General features: G+C 70.2%; 19 protein-coding genes. 12 read left to right on the forward strand and 7 right to left on the reverse strand.

Annotation, left to right across the window (positions count from 1 at the left end; genetic code table 11):
* Positions 1–33: 33 nt before the first annotated feature.
* The 4 genes from Pma05_RS02640 to Pma05_RS02655 form a co-directional block, all read right to left on the reverse strand.
* Positions 34–963 (reverse strand): ABC transporter permease, encoded by a 930-nt coding sequence (locus tag Pma05_RS02640; protein WP_203855625.1) that lies wholly within the window; start codon positions 961–963, stop codon positions 34–36.
* A complete protein-coding gene (locus Pma05_RS02645) occupies positions 960–1,955 on the reverse strand; it encodes an ABC transporter permease (protein WP_203855626.1) in 996 nt (331 codons plus the stop codon). The genes Pma05_RS02640 and Pma05_RS02645 overlap by 4 nt, the downstream gene beginning before the upstream one ends.
* Entirely contained in the window at positions 1,955–3,619 is a 1,665-nt protein-coding gene (locus tag Pma05_RS02650; protein ID WP_203855627.1) for an ABC transporter substrate-binding protein, read from the reverse strand. The genes Pma05_RS02645 and Pma05_RS02650 overlap by 1 nt, the downstream gene beginning before the upstream one ends.
* A gap of 123 nt (positions 3,620–3,742) precedes the next feature.
* The gene (locus Pma05_RS02655; protein ID WP_203855628.1) at positions 3,743–4,759 is read right to left on the reverse strand and encodes a LacI family DNA-binding transcriptional regulator; all 1,017 of its coding nucleotides are present in this window, start codon (positions 4,757–4,759) and stop codon (positions 3,743–3,745) included.
* Between the two features lie 161 nt (positions 4,760–4,920).
* On the opposite strand from Pma05_RS02655, the gene Pma05_RS02660 reads away from it, so the two are divergent.
* Positions 4,921–7,338 (forward strand): beta-galactosidase, encoded by a 2,418-nt coding sequence (locus tag Pma05_RS02660; RefSeq protein WP_203855629.1) that lies wholly within the window; start codon positions 4,921–4,923, stop codon positions 7,336–7,338.
* A gap of 158 nt (positions 7,339–7,496) precedes the next feature.
* Positions 7,497–8,681, forward strand: coding sequence for an RICIN domain-containing protein (locus Pma05_RS02665; RefSeq protein WP_203855630.1), 1,185 nt, complete (start codon positions 7,497–7,499; stop codon positions 8,679–8,681).
* Positions 8,682–8,981: 300 nt separating this feature from the next.
* On the opposite strand, the gene Pma05_RS02670 is transcribed toward Pma05_RS02665, so the two are convergent.
* Positions 8,982–9,968 carry a helix-turn-helix transcriptional regulator gene (locus tag Pma05_RS02670; RefSeq protein ID WP_203855631.1) on the reverse strand — a complete coding sequence of 329 codons (987 nt, stop codon included), beginning with the start codon at positions 9,966–9,968 and terminating at the stop codon, positions 8,982–8,984.
* A 139-nt stretch (positions 9,969–10,107) separates the two neighbouring features.
* On the opposite strand from Pma05_RS02670, the gene Pma05_RS02675 reads away from it, so the two are divergent.
* A complete protein-coding gene (locus tag Pma05_RS02675) occupies positions 10,108–11,223 on the forward strand; it encodes a WD40/YVTN/BNR-like repeat-containing protein (protein ID WP_203855632.1) in 1,116 nt (371 codons plus the stop codon).
* 129 nt (positions 11,224–11,352) lie between these two features.
* Here the strand turns inward: Pma05_RS02675 and Pma05_RS02680 are convergent, their stop codons facing one another.
* Positions 11,353–12,195, reverse strand: coding sequence for a helix-turn-helix transcriptional regulator (locus Pma05_RS02680; protein WP_203855633.1), 843 nt, complete (start codon positions 12,193–12,195; stop codon positions 11,353–11,355).
* Positions 12,196–12,357: 162 nt separating this feature from the next.
* Between Pma05_RS02680 and Pma05_RS02685 the strand changes: the two genes are divergently transcribed.
* The 7 genes from Pma05_RS02685 to Pma05_RS02715 all read left to right on the forward strand — a co-directional run bounded on the left by Pma05_RS02685 (position 12,358) and on the right by Pma05_RS02715 (position 20,681).
* A complete protein-coding gene (locus tag Pma05_RS02685; protein ID WP_239311564.1) occupies positions 12,358–13,395 on the forward strand; it encodes an SDR family oxidoreductase in 1,038 nt (345 codons plus the stop codon).
* A gap of 196 nt (positions 13,396–13,591) precedes the next feature.
* Positions 13,592–14,620 carry a LacI family DNA-binding transcriptional regulator gene (locus tag Pma05_RS02690; protein WP_239311613.1) on the forward strand — a complete coding sequence of 343 codons (1,029 nt, stop codon included), beginning with the start codon at positions 13,592–13,594 and terminating at the stop codon, positions 14,618–14,620.
* 110 nt (positions 14,621–14,730) lie between these two features.
* Positions 14,731–15,687: an ABC transporter substrate-binding protein gene (locus Pma05_RS02695; RefSeq protein ID WP_203855635.1), complete on the forward strand. Its 957-nt coding sequence runs from the start codon at positions 14,731–14,733 to the stop codon at positions 15,685–15,687.
* A 66-nt stretch (positions 15,688–15,753) separates the two neighbouring features.
* Positions 15,754–17,283, forward strand: coding sequence for a sugar ABC transporter ATP-binding protein (locus tag Pma05_RS02700; protein WP_203855636.1), 1,530 nt, complete (start codon positions 15,754–15,756; stop codon positions 17,281–17,283).
* Positions 17,280–18,329 carry an ABC transporter permease subunit gene (locus Pma05_RS02705; RefSeq protein WP_203855637.1) on the forward strand — a complete coding sequence of 350 codons (1,050 nt, stop codon included), beginning with the start codon at positions 17,280–17,282 and terminating at the stop codon, positions 18,327–18,329. The genes Pma05_RS02700 and Pma05_RS02705 overlap by 4 nt, the downstream gene beginning before the upstream one ends.
* Positions 18,330–18,382: 53 nt before the next feature.
* A complete protein-coding gene (locus tag Pma05_RS02710) occupies positions 18,383–19,741 on the forward strand; it encodes a hypothetical protein (RefSeq protein ID WP_203855638.1) in 1,359 nt (452 codons plus the stop codon).
* Positions 19,731–20,681, forward strand: a complete 951-nt coding sequence (locus Pma05_RS02715; RefSeq protein WP_203855639.1) for a carbohydrate kinase family protein — start codon at positions 19,731–19,733, stop codon at positions 20,679–20,681. Before Pma05_RS02710 ends, Pma05_RS02715 begins: the two co-directional genes overlap by 11 nt.
* A gap of 267 nt (positions 20,682–20,948) precedes the next feature.
* On the opposite strand, the gene Pma05_RS02720 is transcribed toward Pma05_RS02715, so the two are convergent.
* Entirely contained in the window at positions 20,949–21,200 is a 252-nt protein-coding gene (locus Pma05_RS02720; protein ID WP_372441426.1) for a sensor histidine kinase, read from the reverse strand.
* Positions 21,201–21,340: 140 nt separating this feature from the next.
* Between Pma05_RS02720 and Pma05_RS02725 the strand changes: the two genes are divergently transcribed.
* Together Pma05_RS02725 and Pma05_RS02730 are read left to right on the forward strand one after the other, a co-directional pair.
* The gene (locus Pma05_RS02725; protein WP_203855640.1) at positions 21,341–21,937 is read left to right on the forward strand and encodes a helix-turn-helix domain-containing protein; all 597 of its coding nucleotides are present in this window, start codon (positions 21,341–21,343) and stop codon (positions 21,935–21,937) included.
* Entirely contained in the window at positions 21,930–22,670 is a 741-nt protein-coding gene (locus tag Pma05_RS02730; protein WP_203855641.1) for a B3/B4 domain-containing protein, read from the forward strand. The genes Pma05_RS02725 and Pma05_RS02730 overlap by 8 nt, the downstream gene beginning before the upstream one ends.
* The last annotated feature ends 155 nt before the right edge of the window (positions 22,671–22,825 follow it).

The following is a 22,825-nucleotide window of genomic DNA, read 5'->3' on the forward strand; positions in this document are numbered from 1 at the left end:
GCCGCGCGGTTCAGGTTGAAAAAGGTTCATTGCTCAGTCCTCCCGCAGGTGTGGGTTGCTCAGCGCGTCGATGCCGAAGTTGATCAACGTGAACGACGTGATCAGCAGGGCCAGCGCCGCGCCGGGCGCGATCAGCCAGGCCCACTGACCACTGAGCAGCGCCCCGCCGAGACTGGCCTGGTTGAGCATCGTTCCCCAGCTCACGGTCTGCGGGTCGCCGAGGCCCAGGAAGGCCAGCCCGGCCTCGCCGCCGATCGCGCCCAGCGCCGCGCCCATGAACCCGACGACGATCAGGGACGTCATGTTCGGCACGATCTCGTGGGCGATGATCCGCGCGGTCCGGTCCCCGGCGAACCGGGCCGCCGTGATGTAGTCGCGGGTGCGCAGGGTGATGATCTGCGACCGCTTGATCCGGGCGCCGTACGCCCACCCGGTCACGCTGATCACCAGGATGATCAGGGTGAGACCGCGGACCGGCGAGTACGCCGCCAGCGTCACCATCAGCGGCAGCGCCGGCACCACCAGCCCGAGGTTGATGAAGAACGAGAGCACCTCGTCCAGCCAGCCCCCCAGGTAGCCGGCGGTCAACCCGACGACGAGTCCGATGACCGTACAGAGCAGGCCGGCGGCGATCCCGACGACCAGCGAGGTGCGGGCCCCGAAGACGAGTTGGGCGAAGACGTCCTCGCCCAGCGCCGTCGTACCGAGCCAGTGCGCGGCGCTGGGACCCGCCGACGTGTCGAAGTCGTCGTCGCGCGGGTCGTACCGGCCGATCACCGGGGCGAAGATCGCCACCAGTACGAACCCGGCCAGCATCAGCAGACCGAGCCGGCACTTCCCGTTCCGCCAGAGGATCACGAACCAGCCCGGCAGCCGGGTGCCCCGGCCCAGTACCCGGGTCGCGACCTGCACCGCCTCGGTGTCGGCACCGGGAGCCCTGACCGCGGGAACCGGCGTGCTCATGTCGACTCGGCCCTTCTGACCCGGGGATCCAGTACGCCGTAGAGGACGTCGGCGAGGAAGTTGGCCACCAGCACCCCGATCGTGGTGAACAGGAAGATCGCCTGCATCAGCGGGAAGTCGCGGTTGGAGACCGCTTCGAGCAGCAGCCGACCCATGCCCGGATAGTTGAAGACGCTCTCGACGAGTACGGTGCCGCCGAGGATGCCGCCGAGCGCGATGGCGAACCCGGTGACGTTGGGCAGGATCGCGAGCCGGGCGCCGTAGGTGAGGGCGATCCGGCGCCGGGGCAGCCCCCGGGCGAGGGCCAGCCGGGCGTGGTCCTCCCCCAGGCTCTGCACCATGTTGTTGCGCATTCCGATGATCCAGCCGATCGGCCCGGTGATCAGCAGGGCCGTCGCCGGCAGCACGCTGTGCTGGATGGCGTCGGAGACGAACAGCCAACTCCAGCCCGGCGTGCTGCCGCCGCCGTACCCGCCGCGCTCCGGGAACCAGCGCAGCGTGATCGCGAACACGTAGATGAGCAGCAGCGCCAGCCAGAAGAACGGGAGCGTACCGAGGAAGGTGGAACCGAGCGTGATGATCGAGTCGACCCGGCTGTTGCGCCGGTAGGCGGCCCAGGTGCCGAGCAGCGTGCCGACCACGAACGAGATGACCTGGGTGACCCCGACCAGGATGACGGTCCAGAGCAGGGTCTGCCCGATCATGTGCGTCACGCTGTACGGGAAGTAGCTGTACGACACCCCGAAGTCGCCCCGGGCCACCGCACCGAGGTACTGGACGTACTGCTCCAGCAGGCTGCCGTCCGGCGCACCCAGCATGATCCGGACCGCCCGTACCTGGGCCGGATCGATGGCCTCGTTCCGCCCCGCCAGCCGGGACACGATGGCCTCGGCCGGATCGCCCGGCTGGAGCCGGGGGATCAGGAAGTTGAGGGTCACCGCCGCCCACAGGGTGGCGACGAAGAAGGCGAAGCGCCGGACGAAGTAGAGCATCAGGAGCTGCCGGCCGGCCGCAGGTTGGTGATGATCAGCAGGTTGTCACCGGGGTTGGCGTACGGGTTCTCTTCACTGGGCCAGCCGACCGCCTTCTTGGTGCGGTACTGGAACCACTTGGCGCCGTACCAGAGCGGGATCATCGGCACCTGGTCCATCATGATCCGGGAGAGGTCGGCGACGGCCGCCTTCTGCGCGTTCTCGTCGGTGGCCACCTTCAGCGCCTGGATGAGCTGGTCGGTGCGCGGGTCGGTCCACCGGACGAAGTTGTTGGCCGCCTTCTTGCCGATCGGGGCGGACTGGTCGCTCGCCAGCGGCGCCTGGAAGTTGGTGAACATGTTGCAGCTTCCGCCGTGTACTCCGAACAGCGCGTCGTAGCTGCCGATCGCACGGTCGTTCTCGTACGACTCCGGGGTCGGCGTCTGGGTCTGCACGGTGAATCCGAGTTCGGTCAGGTTCTCGGTGACGATCCGGGCGGCCTGCACCCAGTCGGTCCAACTCCCGGGCACCTTGAACGTGAAGGTGATCGGCTTGCCGTCCTTGCCCAGTCGCTTGCCCTCGGCGTTCTTGGGGTAGCCGGCCGCGGTGAGGTCGGCGTCGGCCTTCGCCGGGTCGTAGCCGAGCACGCCCTGGTTGGGGATGTCCGGCGGGAGCCACCCGGCCTGGCCGGGCACGATCAGCCCGGTCTGGCTGGCCGGCTTGACGTACCCGAACTGGGCCTTGTCGGAGATCTCCTGCCGGTCGAAGGCGGTGGTCAGCGCCCGCCGGAACGCCAGGTCGTCGAAGGGCGCCCTGGTCAGGTTCAGGTAGACGCTGATGGTGCCGCCGGGCGGGTACCAGTAGTGGTTGAATTCCGGGTCCCGGTCGACGTACGCCTTCTTGATGTCGGGGACGAACATCCCGTTGTGGTCATACTCGCCGCGGCTCAGCTTGAGCTGGTCGATCTGGCCGCCGCCGTCACCGTTGTGGAACCGGATCTCGTTGACCTTGATCTTGTCGGCCTGCCAGTAGTTCGGGTTGCGGGCGATCGTCAACTGCTGCGGGTTGAACGCCTTGACGGTGAACGAACCGGTGCCGACCGGGTCGGTCGCGTTGGTGAAGGTCACCGGGTCGGACACTGTGGACCAGATGTGCTTCGGCACGATCTGCAACTCGCTGACCAGGAGGAAGGCCGACGCGCCCGGCTCGGTGAAGGTCATCGTCACGGTACGCGGGTCGTCGGCGACGACGGCGCTGAGATAGCGCCAGACGCCGGTGCTGTCCAGCGCCTGGTGCTGCTTGAGCAGGTTGAAGCTGAACGCGACGTCGTCGGCACCGAACGGCTTGCCGTCGGTCCACTTCACCCCCTCCCGGATGGTGAAGACCAGGGTCTTCGGGTCCTTCCAGGTGTACGCCGTGGCCAGCCAGGGCTTGGGCTCGCAGTGGTACTTGTCGAAGACCATCAGCGGCTCGAAGAGGTAGCCGACCGCGCCCAGCGCGGTGGCCGGAAGGTAGGGGTTGTAGTTGGCCTGCGGGTTGCTCCCGCCACCGAACCCCCCGTAGTCGAGATAGTCGACCATGCCGTCGGCGGTCGTGGTGGAGCCCTGCTGTTCTGTGCCGGTGCAACCGGCGGCGGCCAACGCCACCGCCAGCGCGAGCGCGGTGATCCGGAGCGGCTTCTTCACGGTCGGGGGCCTCCTGTGGGTACAGCCGTCCCGCGGTCCCAGCAGAACTGGAACCGCCGGATCGGTGGTGGTCAGGTAGGTGTGGTGCAGTGGCTGGTCAGGTAGGTGTGGTGGGGTAGGTGGTCAGGGGTTGTCGGTGGCCGGGCAGCCGCAGCTGTGCCGGATCACCAGTTCGGTCGGCAGCAGCACGTCCTCCGGCCCGCCGTCGATCGGGTCGTCCGAAGCGGTCAGGATCCGTCGGGCGGTCTCGGCGGCCAGTTCCCGTACGGGTTGCCGGACCGTCGTCAGCCCGGGCGACACGAGGGCCGAGATCGGGGCGTCGTCGAATCCGGTGATCACGATGTCCTGTGGCACCCGCAGCCCACGCCCGAGGGCACCGACCAGTACGCCCAGCGCGGTCTCGTCGTTGGCGCAGACCACCGCCTCGGGTGCCGGCTGACCGGAGAGCAGCCGTTCCGCGGCGAGCACGCCGTCCTGTTGTTGCAGGCCCAGTCGCAGTGGCGCGTCGGGGTCGGGCAGCGACAACTCCCGGTGTGCCGCCTGGAAGCCCGCCCAGCGCTCGCTGACGTCGGGCGAGCCGTCCGGGCTGCCGACGAAGGCGAGCCGGCGCAGCCCGTGCTCGACCAGCAGGTGTCGGGTCAGTTCCGTCATCGCGGCCGTGTTCTCGGCGCGTACCGAGGGCACACCCGCCGGGCCGACCCCGGCCAGCACCACCACCGGCACCCTGCTGGCGAGTTGCCGGAGCGCCTCGTCGGAGACGGTGCCGCCGAGTACGGCCACCCCGTCGACCCGGCGGGCCATCTCCAGCACCTGGCTGTCGGAGTCCTCCCGCAGGTGCGTACAGAGGATGTGCACGCTGGCCTGTGCCCGTACCGCCTCGGACTCGAATCCCTGGATGAGTTCGGTGAAGTAGGGCCCGGACAGGCCGGGGAAGACCAGGCCGACCGCGCCGTGCTTGCGGGCGGCGAGCGCGCGACCGAGATGGTCCGGACGGTATCCGTGTGCCTCGATGGCTTCGAGTACCCGGCGGCGCATCTCCGCCGACACCTGGCCGGTGCCGTTGGAGACCCGGGAGACGGTGGCGACGGAGACGCCGGCGAGCCGGGCGATCTCCCGCACCGTGATCCGACTGTTGCCCATGGCCCCCTCGGTCCGTAACGTGCGGTTAACTGAAACCGGTTACAGGCACCATAGGCAGGTAGCCGAAACTTCACAAGAGCCAGCCCGCACCAACCAGAGGCCGCGCTGCCACATCCGACCGCGTACACCCGCAACGCCCCGCCCAAGAGGGAGAGAAGCCGATGTCCCGTGTCGTACTCCAGGATCGCCGGATCGTCGTCGACGGGCGGCCCCGGCTGGTGCTGGCCGGCGAGGTGCACTACTTCCGGGTCGCCCCGCCGGACTGGGCCGACCGACTCGCCCGGCTCCGCGAGTCCGGTTGCGACACCGTGGCCACGTACGTCCCCTGGCTCTGGCACGAACTGCCCGATCGCAGCGTCGACCTGCACGGACGTACCCACCCGCAGCGTGACCTGGCCGGCTTCCTCGACCTCGCCCACGAGCACGGCCTGCGCGCCGTGGTCCGGCCCGGACCGTTCATCATGGCCGAGGTCAAGAACGAGGGCGTCCCCTACCGGCTGTACGAGGACACCCCGCACCTGCTCCCGACCACCTGGGACGGAGCCAGCATCGAGACCCGCACGCTCGACTACCTGGCACCGGAGTTCCTCGACGCCGCCCGCGACTGGTACGCACAGGTGATGCCGGTGCTCGCCGAACGGCTGGTGGACCGGGGCGGACCGGTCGTCGCGGTCCAGCTCGACAACGAGGTCGGGATGCTGTCCTGGGTGTCCAACTCCCCCGACCTGACCGACGTCGTCTGCGCCGACCTGGCCCGCTGGGCCGTCGAGCGGCACGGTCCGGAGCGGGCCGCCGCGCGGGTCGGCGCCGACCCGGGCGACCCGACGGCCTGGGCCGCGGCGCTGCGCACCCCGGCCGAGGACCGTTCGCTGGCGCTGCACGACGACCTCGGGCGCTACACCCGGGACCGCTACCGCCGGTACGTCGAGACCCTGCGCGACACCGCCGAGCGGTACGGGGTGACCGGGGTGCCGTTCCTGGTGAACGTGCACGGCACCTCGGCCGGCCGGGGGCGTACGTTCCCGATCGGGATCAGCCAGCTCTTCGAGGCGTACCGGGGACAGCCGCAACTGACCTCGGGCTCGGACCTCTACCTCGGCGACCTGACCGTCACCAACGTCGCCGACCTCTACGTCGGCAACGCGTTCATGGCCGCCGTGCACGACGCCGACCAGCCGTTGACCTCGCTGGAGTTCGAGGCCGGCAACGGCGACTACGGCGAGGACCTGGCGATGTGCTACTCGCCCGAGGCCGTCGACCTGAAGACCCGGCTGTGCGTGGCCCAGGGCAACCGGCTGCTCAACCTCTACCTCTTCGCGGGCGGACACAACCCACCGCTGGCGGTGCCGGTCGGCGACGGCAACGACCGGCTCGCCTTCACCGGCGAACGGCACGGCTTCGCCGCCCCGGTCGGGCCGGAGGGGCAGCTCAACCCGACCTACGAGCCGACCCGGCGTGCGCTGCGCGCGGTGCGCGGCGTGGCCGACCTGCTCGCCGACTCCGACGAGGAACACGACGACCTCGCCCTGGGCTTCGTGCCCGACCACTACCTGACCGAATACCACCACCCGGCGTCGGCATCCCGGGCCGCCCAGATCGCGGACCTCGAACGGGTTCGTGGGATGGGGCCGCGCGACGTACTGGCCCGGGCGCTGCTGCTCGGCGGCTTCTCGTTCCCCGCGATCGACCTCCAGTCGACCGGGCTGGAGACCTCGCCGCCCCGGGTGCTGGCGCTGGCCAGTGCCGCCACCCTGGGCCGCGAGGTGCAGGAGCGGATCGTCGGCTACCTGCGCGCCGGCGGCCGGCTGCTGCTGCACGGGGTGCTGCCCCGGGCCGACCACGACGGCACGCCGTGCACCATCCTGGCCGACGCGCTCGGCCTGCGCCCGACCGGCCGGGCCGAGGGGACCGCGCACTACTTCCCCTCCGTCGTCGGGCACGGCTGGGCGGCGGGGCGGGCGGAGGTCCGGGTCGGCTACGCCGAACTCCTCGCCGTCGCCGACGGGGGTGCGACGGTACTCACCGAGGTCGGCAGCGGCTCCGCGTGCGCGGCGTCGGTCGAGGTGGGTACGGGTCGTGCCCTGGTGCTCTGCTGCGACCTCCCGTGCGACCTGGACTTCTGGCGGCAGGCGCTCGACACGCTGGGCGTACGCCCCCGGCTGCGGCTGGACGCCGACGGGGTCGGGTTGGTGGCGACGTCGACAGTGGACCGGTCCGGCCAGCGGCTGCTGCACCTGCTCAACGTCGGCACGGCGGCGATCTCCTGCGCACCGTCGTACCGTGGCGAGCCGGTGCTGCCCGGCCGGCGGTTGCGGCTGCCGGCGCGCAGCGGCCTGATGCTCCCGTACGGGGTCCGGGTCGGTCCGGCGACGCTGGTCGCGACGAGCTGCGAACTCGTCGAGCGACTCGGGTCGACGGTCGTGCTGCGCCCGACCCAGCAGACCGACGTCGTCGTGCTGGAGACCGACCGTCCGGTGCACGCGGATCGTGGCGAGGTGAGCCGGTCCGGCGCGCAGGTCACGGTGACCCTGCGCGACACCGGCCCCGACCGCTCCCCGGTACGGATCACAGTGGACTGATCACGGCGGACTGATCAACAGATTCGGGTACGTCGATCTAATCCGACTTACGGCAAATGCGCCATTTGCTCAAAGGCGCAGTGGCCTGTAACCGGTTACAGGACTATACCCATCTACAGGCACCACCAATAGCCGGCCGCTCTCCCCAAGGAGGAAACGTGGCTTCTCCCCGTACCACCCCGGCCCGGATCGGTCGGGCCGGCCTGGTCCTCGCGCTCGCTGCGGCATCGACCCTCGTCGTCGGCATCGGCCCGGCCCAGGCGATCACCGTTCCCGTCCCCGAAAAACCGTGCGGCATCGACGACCTGGGCCGGCGGGCCCCCGAGGCCGCCACCGCGGTCACCACGCCGACCGTCACGCACTTCACCGCCATCAACGTGACCGGCGGGACCGAAACGGAGTACGAATACACCCTGGAAGTGACGGACAAGGTCATCACGGAGGTCTCCAAGAACGTCGAAGTGTCGACGCAATGGACCATCGCCAGTGTCTTCGTGATCGGCAGCAAGGTCGGCTACACGGTCAAGAACGTCACCGAGCACACCGAACTGGAACGCACCCGGGTGCTCTGGCGATTCCTCTACCCCGGCTACTACGCCCTCTACAAGGGCACCACCCAGGTGACCGGCGCCCTGAACAGCGTGCACTGTTCCCGGGTGACGCTGCCGGACGGCTCGCAACAGACCCAGTGGCTCCGTCGCCCGGGCGGCGACTACAAGACGTTCGGCAACTCCGAGGTGGGCGCCGTACGCTGCGAGGACTTCTACCCGCCCTTCACGCTGCGCTACGCCGCCCAACGCCGGCTCTGCGGCCCCGAGCCGACGACCCGGCCGGTCGGGCCGACGGTGCCGGCAGACGGCACCGAAGACGTCGGCACCCAGGCGATCCCACCGGAATACACCTGCGAGCCCGGCTACTACCGCTTCCTGACCCGCAACCAGATGGCCCTCTATACCCCGGAAAACGAAAACCACAAGGCGGTACGCCTGACCGCCGCATCGTCCACCAGCACGAGGCTGGACTGGCAACTGTGCCGCACCCCAGGCGAGTACGGCGAGCACCTGATCATCGCCCGGGGCGGCGGCCGGTGCATGGACGTCCTGGACCAGAGCTTCGCCGACGAGGCCGAGATCGAGATCACCAACTGCCACTACGGGCCGAGCCAACGCTTCGTCCTCTACCGCGATGTCGCCCCGTCCACCGCCATCGGCATCCAGAACGTGCACAGCGGCTCGATGTTGGCACCCGGCGGAGGAAGCCTCGCCAACAAGACCATCGTCCGGCAGTACAGCGTCGGTCGCGACGATGCCTCCGGCACCTTCTACCTGCAAAAGGTCGCCTGACGCCAGTTCCCAGGCATCACCTGACCGGGACCACCCGGCGGAACACGCCTGACAGACCCGGTTAGCCGCTCGCCGACACCGCCCCAGGACACCACCCGGTGCCTGGGGCGGTTGCGCCGGCTCAGCTATCCGCCGCCCGGCTTGGTCTGGAACCACAGGATCACGGTCGCGGCGAAGAACAGCAGCACGAAGAAGAGACACGGGCACAGCAGGACCCAGGCCATTCCTTCCACGCACACAGCCTAGGCTCGCCGCAAGCCCCGCTCCCAACGGTCTGCGTGGCCCGGCCGTTCCGGTCGCCTACAACCATCCGCGCCGGGCGGCCAGCAGTCCGGCCTGGAACCGGGTACGCGCGCCGAGCCGGTCCATCAGCTCACTGGTCCGCCGGTGCACCGTGCGTAGGCTCACGCCGAGTTGGCGGGCGACGGCCTCGTCCTTGAGCCCGGCCGCCAGCAGGGTGAACAGCTCTGCATCCGGCGGGCTCGCCGGGCGGGCAGCCGTGCTGTCGCCGGATCCGGCGGGCAGTGGCAACGCCGAACGCCAGAGCGCCTCGAAGAGGGTGACCAGCGCGTCGAGCAGGGTGGAGGTGTGCACGATGACGGCGCTGTCGATGAGAGCCGGAGCCTCGGTGGTCAGCGGCAGGATCGCGGACTTCCGGTCGGCGATGGCCATCTTCATCGGTACGTCCGGGCTGACCCGGCCCTCCTCGCCGGCAGCCGCCGCCTCCTGGGCGAGGCGTAGCTTGCCCGGGACCCCGAAGGCCGAGACGGCATAGATCCCGCGTACCCGGATGCCGTGCGCGAGACGCTCCAGTTCGCCGCTGTTCTGCCGGTCCGGGTCCTGCACGTACGGGGGCCGGTCCAGCACCAGCAGTTCCTCGGTCGCGGCCTGCTGTAGCTGGCTGAACCGGTATGCCACCGCGGCCCGGCCGTGCACGATCTCGACCAGATCCTCGGGCGCCCGGTGCTCGGCCGGCGGCAGTTCGGCGAGCAGCGCCAAGCCGGCCAACCGGGCCGACTCCATCTCCTCGGACCGCCGGGCGATCAGGGCGGCCACCGCGACGTCCGGCCGGGTGGGCAGGAACCGGACCGGCCGGCCAGCCAGCCGGCTGACCAGACCGAGTTCCTCCAGCCGGGAGATGGCCCGGCGCACGGCGATCGGAGTACGGCCGGTCTGCGCCGCGAGTTCCGGGAGCGTGGCGCGCGGGCGGTGCAGCAGGATTCGGTACAGCCGCTCGTCCTCGGGCGCGACCCCGAGGGCCAACAGCCCGGTGGTCTCGGTCGCCACCTGACCTCCAACTGGCAGATTCCTGCCTTGGCATAAGTCCGCCAAGCGGTCTGTCTAGCCTAGGTGACCAGGTCTCCAGTAGGAAGAACGAAGTGGATCTAGAGGCGTGCCCGGGGGCACGACGTCGCAGGAGGCAGCTTTGCGCAACACGTTCACCGTCGGACTCACGACCGCGTTGGCGGTACTCGGGGCCGCCGTACCCACCGTGGCACACGCCGACTCGGCCGCCGCTGGCGCACCTCGCTGGAGTACGCCGACGTGCCGTACGGTCACCGGCGACGGCTCGGTCACGTTCAGCCGCGACGAGGGCCGGTCGATCGTACCGACCAGCAAGGTGTTGACCCCGGTCGTCTACACCAGTGGACTGGTCACGCTGGATCGCCCCGGCACCCTGCTCTCGCTGTCGAACAACCTGCTGGCGAGTTCGCGGGACGCCGGCTGCACCTGGACTCCGGTGGGGAAGGTGGCCGGCTGGTACCTCAGGCTGGTGGCGGCGCCCGGCGGCCGTGCGTACGCCTGGGACCAGGACGGCAACCTCTCGCTCGCCACGCCGGCCGGGGTCACCCCGCTCACCTCGCCGGCCGGCACCGTGACCGGGCTGGGCGTCGACCAGCGGGACGGCGACCACCTGCGGGTCTCCGACGGGGATGGGCAGCTCCACGACTCGCGTGACGGCGGGCGCACCTGGCGGCCCGTCGGACGAGCAGCCGGGTCGCTGACCGCGTTCTACACCGCGGCGTTCGATCCGGCCAACCTGGACCATGTGGTGCTGGGCGGCATGTCGATCGGCGCCCATGTCACGGTCGACGGCGGACGGACCTGGACCGCGTCCACCGGGCTCAGCCGGCCGGGTGGTGCGGTCAACGCGTTCAGTGTCGCCGTCTCCCCGGCCAAGCCGAACGTCGTCTACGCGATGGCGCTCGACCAGGCGGAGTTGGACGCTGGCGCACCGTCCGGCGGGCGGCACATCTACCGGTCCACCGACGGCGGTCGCCGCTTCAACCCGGTCGTGGACCAGGACAGCAAGGTCACCATCCCCAACGGGCCACTGCTGGTCGCCCACCCGACCGACCCGGACGTCGTCTACTTCGTCTTCGGTACGTCGTTCATGGCGTACGGCACCGACATCCACCGGTACGACTCCCGCAGCCGTCGGGTCAGCACGGTGCACAACGCGTACGACAGGGTCACGGCAATGGCGTTCCACCCCCGGTCACCCCGGCTGCTGTACCTGGGTGTGGCCGAGGAGGGGTGACCCCGCCGGCAGCACGAGGCCCGGAAGGCCGACGACCCGACCCCAGCGTCGACGCCCGCTGGCAGCCGCGCCAGCGGGCGTGGCTGCTGGTCGGCGTGGCCGCGTCGGCACCGCCGAAGCGATCCGCGGCTACGAACCGACGTGTTGCGCCCCGATGACCGAGAGAAGCTGGAGTTTCTCGTAGCTTTCGGTGCCGGGGACAGCGGTGTAGACGAGGAGAATGTGCGACTGTTCGGGGTCCACCAGATGCTGGCAGGCAAGCTCAAGGGATCCCAGCGCAGGGTGGACGAAGCGCTTGCCCTGGTCGAAACCCAGGCCGACCTCGTGTCCGGCCCACAGCGCGGCGAATTCCCTGCTCTCGGAGAGCAGCAGATCCGCGAGGCGGGCGGCCCGGGAACCGGGACCTCGCAGCGTGGCCACGCTGCGTGCCCCGGAGGCGAAGACCCGCGACATTCGCTCGTGGTCGTCGGGGTGGTAGAGGGTACGGCTGGCCGGGTCGGTGAACCAGCGGTAGGTGATGCTGCGGGCGGGGCCGGTGTATCGGGTGACGTCACCGGTGAGTGCGATGCCGAGGGGGGTCTGTCGGAGTGTTTCGCCGAGTTCGGTGACGATCTCGGCAGGGCTGTCGGCGAGCCGGTCGAAGATTCGTAGCAGGCCGGGGCTGATGTGTTCGCTGGTCGAGCCCCGTGGGGGTGGGTTGTGCCCGGCGAGGCGGAAGAGGTGGTCGCGTTCGTCGAGGGACAGGTGCAGGCCCTGGGCGATCGAGGCGATCAGGCGTTCGGAGGGGTGGGGTCCGCGTTCCCGCTCGAGCCGGCTGTAGTAGTCGGTGGAGAGGTGGCAGAGTGTGGCGACTTCTTCGCGGCGCAGACCGCTGGTTCTGCGGCGTTCTCCTCGGGGCAGGCCGACGTCTTCGGGTTGCAGTGATTCTCGGCGGTGACGCAGGAACTCGGCGAGGCCGGCCCGATCGATCATGACTGCTTCCCCCAGCCTGCGGTTGATCCGTCCGCGTGATCAGCGCTCTCGCCGTTGTACCGCAGTTGCCTGAGCGCCAGCCACGGATTGCTGATCCCCCTTTGCGTCGGCTCGGTCCGGGCAGCCTGGGATCGAGAGGCCGTGGATGTCCCCGGAGCGGCGGTGCAGCCTGAGAACACGCCACTCGAGGCGTGGAACCCGTTCGTGAACGTTGAGGAGCTTCCGATGGGACGCAGGCAACCGGACAATCTCGTTCCTGACCTTTCCGGAAAGGTCGCGCTGGTGACGGGCGCGAGTGATGGTGTCGGTCTCGGCCTGGCGACACGGCTGGCTGGCGCCGGCGCCGAGGTCATCATGCCCGTGCGTAACCCGCGCAAGGGCGAGGCGGCGGTCGCGAAGATCAGGGAGCGGTACCCGCGCGCGGTCGTGTCGCTGCGGGACCTCGACCTGTCGTCGCTGCGCTCGGTCGCCGCGCTGGGTGCGGCGCTGCTCGGCGACAACCGGCCGATCCACATCCTGCTCAACAACGCGGGCGTGATGACCCCACCGGATCGGCAGATCACCGCCGACGGGTTCGAGTTGCAGTTCGGCACCAATCACCTGGGCCACTTCGCCCTGGTCAGTCACCTGCTGCCCCTGCTGCGCGCGGGACACGCCCGAGTGACCTCACAGCTCAGCATCGCCGCGAACCGCCGGGGCATCAACTGGGACGACCTGAACTGGGAAGAGTCCTACGACGGTTTCCACGCCTACAGTCAGTCCAAGATCGCGTTTGGGATGTTCGGACTCGAGCTGGACCGGCGCAGCAGGGCCGCAGGCTGGGGCATCACCAGCAACATCTCACACCCCGGTGTCGCCGCCACCAACCTGCTTCAGGCCCGCCCCGAGGTCGGCCGGGCGCAAGCCACCTCCGGAGGACGCCTCATCCGCGCTCTGGGCAGCCGCGGCATCCTGTTCGGCACGCCCGAGACCGCGATGCTGCCCGCCCTGTACGCCGCGACCTCCCCAGACGCCCGCGGCGGTCGCTTCTACGGCCCCAGCGGCTTCCAGCATCTCTCCGGTGCACCCGCCGAACAGACCCTGTACTCCCGGCTCCGCAGCGAAGTGGACGCCCAGCGGGTCTGGCACATCTCCGAGAACCTCACCCACGCGACCTTCCCGCCCGCACCCGCCATCACCGACCCGACGAAGAGTTTCTGACACCCCTTCCCTCCTCACCGGCCGGGTGCCCCGTCACGCCTTGATGACGGTGGGTAACCGTGTTTCCAACTCTTGACGCCCTGGTCAACGGCGGACTACGTTGCCTGCTAATCGTTTAGGAGACAGACCTCGATTACTCCGCGTTCTGCCTAATCGTTTAGGAGGTTCGGTGGCCAAGAAGCCCACCTTGCGTGACGTGAGTCGCGCTGCCGGGGTCTCCGTCTACACGGTCTCGCGGGCGCTCAGCAACAACGACGGCGTCTCCGCGACCAGCCGGGAACTGGTGCTCAGGGCCGCCCGCGAACTGGGCTACGTGCCCAACCGGGCGGCGCAGGAGCTGCGCAAGAACACTCGCAGCTCGGTCACGGTGATCACCGCCAGCACCTCGAACTACTACTACATCGACCTGATGAAGGGCATCCAGCGCACCCTGCGGGCCACCGACCGCACGGCCATCGTGGCCGACATCGCGGCAGACGGCGAGTACGCCGCCGCCGTGGAGGACGCGACCGTGCGCGACCTCATCCAGTCCCGCACCGCCGGAGTGATCGCCACCCTGACCCTCAGCCCGCACAACGCGAGGCTGCTAGGCGACTGGGACATCCCCGTGGTGTTCGTGGACTCGGTCCCGTCGGAGGGCGAGGTGCGGTTCCCGGGAATCGCCACGGACAACTTCGCGGCCAGCATGAAGGTCGGGACGCACCTGGCGCAGCACGGCCTCACCGACTGGCTCTTCCTGGTCTACCCCGGTCGCTGGTCGACGCGTGCCGAGCGCGAACTGGGCATCCGCAGCGCCGCACAGGAGCACGACGCCCGGCTCACCGTGCTGGAGAGCCGAAACGACGCGCAGTCGGCGTACGAGACGCTGCGGGCGTACCTCGACGCCACCGGCTCGACCGGGCCGCAGGCGATCATCGCCGGCAACAACCCGATGGTGCACGGGACGATGCGGGTGCTCCACGAGAAGGGGATCCGGATTCCCGACGACACGGCGGTGGTCGGCTTCGACGAGTTCGCCTGGGCGCCCCTGCTGAACCCGCCACTGACCGTCCTCAACGAGGACAGCGAGACCATCGGTGTGCTGGCCGCCCAGACCCTGACCCGAATCATCGACGAGCAGGTTGCCGCGGAACGCCGGGGCGAGCATCCCACGCCCGTGTACCGGCCCGACGACCGTCGGAAGCTGGGCGCCGAACTGATCGTCAGAAAATCCTGCGGCTGCTGACCAATGCCGTCTCCGCCGACCCGGGCCGGCGGGCTGCGGCTCCAGCCCAGGTTCCACCGACCCGACCCGGTCACCTATCAACCATTCCCCGCCCCTGGAGAAATCAGGTCATGAAACATATCGCGCGTACCGTCGCCGTCCTTTCCGTCGCCGCCGTCACCGCCTTCGCCTCCGCCGCCTGCACCTCGGGCGACGGTGAGGCCGCCGCCAAGCCCGACAAGATCGAGAAGATCGGGCTGATGGTCCAGGACATGTCCAACCCGTTCTTCTCGGCTATGGACAAGGGCGCCAAGGAGGCCGCCGCGAAGATCGGCGCCACCACCAACACCCAGGACGCCCAGCTCGACCTGGCGAACCAGAACAACCAGATCGACGCGTTCATCCAGCAGGGCGTCGATCTGATCGTCATCAGTGCCGTGGACGAGAACGGCATCGAACCGGCGATCGAGCGGGCCAAGCGGGCCGGCATCATCGTGATCGCCGTGGACACCCCGGCCAAGGGCGCCGACGCGGTCATCATGACCGATGCCGTGCAGGCCGGTGAGAAGTCCTGCGAGTACCTGATCCAGCAGTTGGGCGGCAAGGGCAACATCCTGCTCGTCGACGGCACTCCGATCCAGACGATCCGGGACCGGATCACCGGCTGCAACAACGTGGTGCGGAAGAACCCGGGGATCAAGGTCGTCGGTCAGCAGGCGTCCAAGAACGACCGTGCCTCCGGGCTCGCCGTCACCACCGACATGCTCACCGCGACCCCCGACGTGCAGGGCATCTTCGGGATGAACGACCCCTCGGCGCTCGGCGCGGTACTCGCCGTCGAGCAGGTCAAGGCCGCCGGCCGGATCAAGGTGACCGGAGTTGACGGCAGTCCCGAGAGCGTCGCCGAACTCAAGCGAACCGGCTCACCGTTCGTCGGGACCGCCACCCAGAATCCGGCCGAGATGGTACGCCAGGCGGTCGAGGTGGCCCAGGGCATCATCGACGGCAAGCCTCCGGCGCAGACCACCATCCTCATCCCGAGCGAGCTCGTCACCCGGGACAGCGTGAACGAGTACCAGGGCTGGTAGTTGTCCGCCACGGTGCGGCGCCGCCGACGACGGCGCCGCACCGCCCGGGAGCGAAGAGGGCACCAGATGACCAGGTCGGATCGCCAGCCGCTGCTGCGGCTGGAAGGGATCAGCAAGCGCTTCGGCGCCACCCAGGCGCTCCGCGGAGTGGACTTCGAGCTGCGGGCCGGTGAGGTGCACGCCCTGATGGGCGAGAACGGGGCCGGCAAGTCGACCCTGATGAAGATCCTGGCCGGCAACGTGCACCGGGATGCGGGTCGCATTCTCATCGACAGCGAGGAGGTGGAGATCGCCTCACCCGCCGACGCCGTACGGCACGGCATCGCCGTCATCCACCAGGAGCTCAACACGGTGCCGGCGATGACCGTGGCGGAGAACCTCGCCCTGGGCCGGGAGCCGCGCACCCGCTACGGCGCCCTGGACCGGCGGGCCATGGTCGAGGCCGCCCGGCACAAGCTGGCCCGCATCGGCGCACGGATCGACCCGCGCCGGGAACTGGGCGGGCTGAGCGTCGGTATGCAGCAACTCGTGGAGATCGCCCGCGCGGTCGGCGAGAACGCCCGCATCCTGGTGCTCGACGAGCCGACCGCCGCGCTGTCGCGGGGCGAGGCCCAGCAGCTCTACCGGATCATCGGGGAGATGCGCGCCGCCGGGGTCGCGCTCGTCTACATCTCGCACCGGATGGAGGAGGTGTGGCAGCTCGCCGACCGGGTCACGGTCTTCCGGGACGGCGGGTACGTCGGCACCCGCGACAAGGGCGAGATCGACTCCTCCGACGTGGTACGGATGATGGTCGGTCGTACCCTCGACGACCTCTACGCGCACCCGGTACGCCGACCGGGCCCGGTCGTGCTGGACGTGGCCGGCCTGACCGGGCGTACCGGCGTCGGCCCGGTCGACCTGCGGGTGCGCTCCGGCGAGGTGGTCTGCCTCGCCGGTCTGATCGGTGCCGGCCGGACCGAGGTCGCCCGGATGATCTTCGGTGCCGATCCGGCCGCCACCGGCACCGTCACGGTCGACGGCCGTCCGGTACGCCCCGGCAGCCCGGCCCGGGCCATCGCCGCCGGGCTGGCCATGGTGCCGGAGAGCCGGAAGGAGCAGGCGCTCTTCCCGGAGCACTCGGTCGAGGACAACATCTCCGTCAGCTCGCTCGGCGACCACGTCACCGCGGGCGTGCTGCGCCGCGGCCGGATCCGCGCCGCCGTACGGGCGCAGATGCGCCGGCTGCGCCTGCGGCAGTCCGCCGAGCATCTGCCCGCGCGGGCGCTCTCCGGCGGCAACCAGCAGAAGGCCGTACTGGCCCGCTGGCTGGCCCGCGACGCGCGGGTGCTGATCCTGGACGAGCCGACCAGGGGCGTCGACATCGGCGCCAAGAAGGAGATCTACGACGTCGTCAACGAGCTGGCCGCCGACGGCAGGGCCGTCCTGGTCGTCTCGTCGGACCTTCCCGAAGCGATCGGCATCAGCGACCGGATCCTCGTGATGCGCGCCGGACGGATCGTCGGCGAACTCGCCTCCGTCTCCGCCACCGAGGAGGCCGTGATGGCCCACGCCACCGGAACCGCATCGCAGGCCATTGGAGGAGTAACCCGATGACACACCAGACCCTCACCCCGGCCGAGGGGAAGCTCTCGTCCGCCGACCACCCGCCCGCGCCCCGGTCGTTCGACCTGGCGTACTGGTGGGAGCGGGTGGGCATCCTCGTCGTCCTGGTCGCCCTGGTGGCCCTGATGGCCGTCATCGCGCCGAACTTCGCCACCGTCGACAACCTGCTCAACATCGCCCGCTCCATCTCGATCAACGCGATCCTGGCCGCCGGGATCACCTTCGTCATCCTCACCGCCGGCATCGACCTCTCGGTGGGCTCGATCCTGGCGGTCTCCGGGGTGGCGGCCGTACTCGCCGCCCTGGCCGGGGCGCCCACTCCGGTCGCCGTACTGGCCGGCGTGCTGGCCGGGGGCGTGGCCGGGCTGCTCAACGGCATACTCACCGCGTACCTGTCGCTGGCGGCGTTCATCGTCACGCTCGGCACGATGACGTTCCTGCGCGGGCTGGCGTACACGATGACCGACGGCCAGCCGATCGTCTCCAACACGCTCAACTTCCGCGACATCGGCAACGGCTACGTCACCGGTGTGCCCGTGCCGGTCGTGGTGATGGCGGTGGTCTACCTGGTGGCCTGGTTCGTGCTCGAGCGCACCCGCTACGGCCGGCACGTCTACGCCGTCGGCGGCAACGCCGAGGCCGCCCGGCTGGCCGGCATCAACGTCCGCCGGGTCACCATGTCGGTGTACGCGGTGGCTGGTGCCTGCGCCGGCCTGGCCGGGGTCATCTTCGCCGCCCGGGTCGTGTCCGCCCAGCCCACCGCCGGTACCGGCTACGAACTGGACGCCATCGCCGCCGCCGTGCTCGGCGGTACGAGCCTGATGGGCGGTCGCGGGCGCATCCTCGGCACGCTGATCGGCTCGATCATCCTCGGCGTACTCACCACCGGGCTGATCCTGATGAACGTCCCCTTCTTCACCCAGTTGCTGATCAAGGGCGTGGTCATCATCCTGGCCGTCGCGATCGACAGCCTGAAGAACCGGCCGCTGCGCCGACGCACGCGGATCGCCGACCCCGCCCCGGCGGAGGCCGGCTGAGTACCGGCCGCCGTCGTCCACCCTTCCCCGCACCATCCCCAGTGAGGTAACACGTGCCCCTTCCCACCGTCGTCATCACCGACCCCGTACGCGGCCGGCGCACCCGGGAACCCGTCACCTTCACCGTCGAGGACGACCTCGACGGTGCGCTCTGGACCGCCCGGACCAGCGCCGGTGACGAGGTGACCTGCCAGCGGCTCCGCGCCGGCGCGGAGCCCGGACGCAGCACGTTCGTCGCGGTGGTCTCGCTCGACGGGGACACCGAGCTGACCCTCGTCGGCCCGGTCGACGACCCGGTCGGCGGCATCCGGGAACTGCCGGCGCGGGAGGCCGACGCGTTCGTCCGGCTGGACACCGGCTATTTCGACCTGGAGCTGTGTCGCGGCACAGCCGGCGGGACCGGCTCGGCCAAGTGGGGCCTGCGGCACTTCGCGGCCACCGCCGAGGGCGTCGACCTGCTGCCCTCGGGAAACAACGCCATCGGCGGCTTCTACGGGCCGTTCTTCACCCCGGAGAACGGGCTGATCAACCCGCCGGAGCACAGCGTCGTGGAGATCGAGGCCGTGGAGCGCGGCCCGGTGCTGCACCACTACCGGATGCACGGTACCGTCCCGGACGGCCTGCTGCCCGAACTGCGGGACAAGCGGTTCGCGATCGACTGGTGGTTCACCCACGGCACCCCGTACTTCCGGCGCCGATACCACCTCGACGACTTCCGTACGGTTGTCAACGGCCGGTCCGTCACCAACAAGATCACGGTCGGGGACGAGTTCGAGGGCGGCCAGGGCGAGCTGGTCTTCGACCGCTTCGCGGCGTACGGCGGCACCCGCTACCGGGCCGGCGACCCGTACGCCCGGCAGTTGGTGCGGATGGTGACGGAGACCATCGCCGGCTCGACCTCGACGTCGGCGAAGTTCGCGGCGTTCCGGAGCCTGCTGACCGGGGACATCGAGGCGGCACACTGGGACCTGTACTGGCGGCTGTTCTGCGCCTGGGAGGGCGCCCTGGACGCGGATGAGATCTCCCGGCGGCTGGCCAGCGTACGCGCCGACTCGCACGTCCTGGCCGACCTGCCCGAGCGCGCCTGGACGCTGACCGACGAGCCGGTGGACGTCTCCGCCGTCCCGGACGAGACCATCTTCCCCGGCCCGGCGGACAAGACCGTCGAGTTCCACAGCCGGCTGGGTCGGGCCATGGTGTGGTGGACCTCCGCGCCGTCCGGGGCGTTCCAGATCGTCCAACGTCGCCAGTCCGGCTGGGTCAACTGGGGCACCAACGGCGAGAACGAGTGCCCCGAGCTGCCGGTCGGTGTCGAGATCAAGACCGCGTACGGCAGGTTCCGGGACACCTGGCAGTCCGTCGCCACCCAGTTGGAGACTCCGGTGACGGTTGTGCTGTCCGATGTGGGCTGACTCTGGGGCTGACTCCGGGCCGGCAGAGGGTCTGCTCGTGGTCGGCGAGGCGCTGGTGGACGTGGTGCATGGCCGGGGCGGGTCGGTGCGACGGCACGCGGGCGGCAGCCCGGCCAACGTGGCGGTCGGCCTGGCCCGGCTCGACCGGCCCGTCCACCTGCTCACCCGCACCGGCGACGACCCGCACGGCGCGCTGGTCCGCGGGCATCTGCGGGCGGCCGGCGTACGCCTGGTCGGCACCACGGTCGACGACCGGCCGACCGCGACCGCCGCGGCGTTCCTGGACGCCACCGGCGCGGCCCGGTACGAGTTCGACCTGCACTGGGAGCTGCCGGACGCCCCGCCGCTGCCTGCCGGGATCGTCGCGCTGCACGTCGGGTCGATCGGCGCGTACCTGGAGCCGGGCGCGGACGCGGTCGATCGGATCGTGCGTGAACTGCGCGGGCGGGCCACCGTCAGCTACGACCCGAATATCCGGCCGGCCCTGGCGGCCGACCCGGATCGGGTCCGGAACCAGATCGTGGCGATGGTGGGGCTGAGCGACCTGGTGAAGGTCAGCGACGAGGACCTGGCCTGGCTGTGGCCGGACGCCTCGCCGGAGGCGGTGGCGACCGAGTGGCTCGGGTCCGGCCCGGCCATCGTCGTGGTGACCGAGGGCGCACGCGGGTCGTTCGCCCTCACCCGGGACGGCCTGACCCGCGTCCCCGCCCGGCCGGTGTCCGTCGTCGACACGGTCGGCGCGGGCGACGCGTTCACCGTGGGCCTGCTCGACGCCCTCGCGGCGGCGGACCTGCTCGGGGCCGGGCGACGGGCCGCGCTGCGCCGGGTCGACGGGCCGACGCTGCACCGGGTACTCGACCACGCGGCGCGGCTGTCCGCGTACGTCTGCGCCCGGCCGGGCGCCCAGTCGCCCAGTACGGCGGACCTGGCCGCTGCCTGAGCGCCGGGGCCGCCCGGGCGCGTTGAACGCCTTCGCCATCACCTTCAACGACCGCTTCCCACCAGCCGAAACCTACTAACCGAGATCGCCTGAAACACCGTTGGCGAGACAGGCCCGGGAAGCTGCGCTGGTGTACGAGGCGGCGTCCACCAGCGCCGACCCCAGTCGCTGCTGGCGCGGGCCGACCAATGATCGGGATGGGGCGGGCCGCCCGCACCGGGCAACACCGAGTGCCACGGCTCGGGGCGTTGTTTCGGGCAGCAGCCCTCAGAGTCGACGTCGCTGGAGCCCCGCGTCGCCATCGGGCGCCGGTACCAGCGGGAGGGTCACCGTCACGATCAACCCACCGGCGTCGCGGGGGTACGCGGCGACGTCTCCGCCGTGCGCGTGGGCGATCGACCGCACGATCGACAGACCCAATCCGGTGCCGTGTCCCGACACGACTCGGTCCTGGAGGCGCCGGAACGGTTCGAACAGGCCTGTGTTCGTCCCAGGCCCGACGCCGCTCAGGTCGGACAAGCGAGCGTCGGTCGTTTCGGCGATGGTCAGTGTTGGCGGGACTCAGCCAGGCGGACCGGCGGTCTATCCAGCGCGTGTATCGAAGACCACCGACCGACCGGCCAAAGCGAAGTGCACTGGCAGTGCAGTATCATGCACTCATGGATCAGGGTACGGCCGACCTGGCGTTGGCGATCGGCGCCCGGGTGAAGCGGGAGCGGCAAGCGCGGCACTGGACACTCGATCAGCTGGCGGAGGCCGCCGGGGTGAGCCGCAGGATGGTGGTCAACGTGGAGCAGGGTGGCGTGAACCCGAGCGTGGGGACCCTGCTGAGGATCAGCGACGCGCTCGGGATCGGGCTGCCAGCGCTGGTTGAGCAGCCTCAGGCCAAGCCGGTCAAGGTCACCCGCAGCGGAGAAGGTGCCGTGCTGTGGAGTGGCGAGTCGGGTGGCCGGGGGGTGCTGGTGGCCGGGACTGAAGTGGTGGAGCTGTGGGACTGGACCCTGGAACCGGGCGACCGGCACGTCAGCGAGGCCCACGCGGCGGGTACCAAGGAGCTCCTGCAAGTCCAGCACGGCACGATCACGGTCCACGTCGCCGACGAGTCGAACACCCTCAGCGCCGGTGATGCGCTCGCGTTTGCCGGGGACGTCGCGCATTCCTACGAGAATCCCCACACGCAACCGGCGAGGTTCTGCCTCGCTGTGTTCGAACCGGTCGTGGGGACAGGTCTGCGTTCGGAGGCTGGCCGTGCCTGACCTGCGCATGCTGGAGGCGATACTCGCCGGTGGGCGGGTCGACGACGCGGTATTCGCCCTGCGCCCGGACTACCGCGTCCTGCTCGTGGCCGTTGACGGAGTCGTCCCGGGTCCACGCGACCAGGTCAGCGACACGCTGCTGCGGGAGGCGGAGGCCGCCGCCCGCGAGTGGCTGCACGATCGGCCGGTGGAGCAGTTGCCGCATGTGGCGGCGTGGCGGGACGCGTACCGGGCGTTCGGGGCCAAGCCGCAACGCACCCGCAACAGCCTGGAGGCGCTGCTGCGGCGCGCGGATTCTGGGCTGCCACGGGTGAACCGGCTCACCGACATCTACAACGCGGTCTCGGTGCTGCACCAGATCCCCCTCGGCGGCGAGGACCTCACACGGTACATCGGCCCGCCCCGGCTGATCCGAGCCAGCGGCACGGAGCCGTTCGACACGGTCGCCGACGGCATCGACATGATCGAGCACCCTGCACCGGGGGAAGTGGCGTGGTGCGACGACGCCGGGGTGACCTGCCGCCGCTGGAACTGGCGTCAGGCCCGCCGGACCCAGCTGCGAGACGAAACGACCGCAGCGTTGTTCATCCTCGACGCGCTCGACCCGATGACCGATGAAGCACTCGCGGCAGCCGGCGCCGACCTCGTCGCCCATCTGACCAGGCTCGGACCCGACGTCCAAGCTGTGCATCGTTTGATCACCGCGGAACAAGCCTCCGCTGAAGGAGAGTGACACGTTCATCCAACCGTGGGACGCCGCGCACGACCCGGCCGAGTGGCAGGCGTGGCTGGCCACGACCGACCGGTTCGGGGTACTCGCGGGAAGCGCCCGTCGGAATTCGGGCGTGCGGGGTGACGTCGTGACTCGGGCGCCCGCGCACCAGCGGC

The sequence above is a fragment of the Plantactinospora mayteni genome (assembly GCF_016862935.1).
Lineage (GTDB): Bacteria > Actinomycetota > Actinomycetes > Mycobacteriales > Micromonosporaceae > Plantactinospora > Plantactinospora mayteni.